Here is a 500-nt window from a genome sequence, read left to right as displayed (position 1 = left end):
AAGCTCGACTACCTCCAGTGGCTCGGCGTCGACTGCCTGTGGCTGCCACCGTTCTTCAAGTCTCCGCTGCGCGACGGCGGCTACGACGTCTCCGACTACACGGCCGTGCTGCCGGAGTTCGGCGACCTCGCGGACTTCGTGGAGTTCGTCGACGCCGCCCACCAGCGCGGCATGCGCGTGATCATCGACTTCGTCATGAACCACACCAGCGACCAGCACCCGTGGTTCCAGGAGTCGCGCAAGGACCCCGACGGGCCCTACGGCGACTACTACATGTGGGCCGACGACGACAAGGGATACCCGGACGCGCGGATCATCTTCGTCGACACGGAGACTTCGAACTGGACCTTCGACCCGGTGCGCGGCCAGTACTTCTTCCACCGCTTCTTCTCGCACCAGCCGGACCTCAACTACGAGAACCCTCGGGTCCAGGAGGAGATCCTGGCCGCGCTGAAGTTCTGGCTGGATTTGGGCATCGACGGGTTCCGGCTGGACGCGGT

1 protein-coding gene is annotated in these 500 nt (G+C 64.8%); it reads left to right on the top strand.

The features are described 5' to 3' along the window. Positions 1-500, top strand: a 500-nt coding sequence (locus tag GTY56_RS19410) for an alpha-amylase family glycosyl hydrolase (RefSeq protein WP_237524931.1), incomplete at both ends; no start/stop codon positions are given.

Source organism: Streptomyces sp. SID5643, from assembly GCF_009872555.1.
GTDB classification, from domain to species: Bacteria; Actinomycetota; Actinomycetes; order Streptomycetales; family Streptomycetaceae; genus Streptomyces; species Streptomyces iakyrus.
Note: the sequence above shows the minus strand (reverse complement) of the source record. Positions and strands in the feature narration are given on the sequence as shown.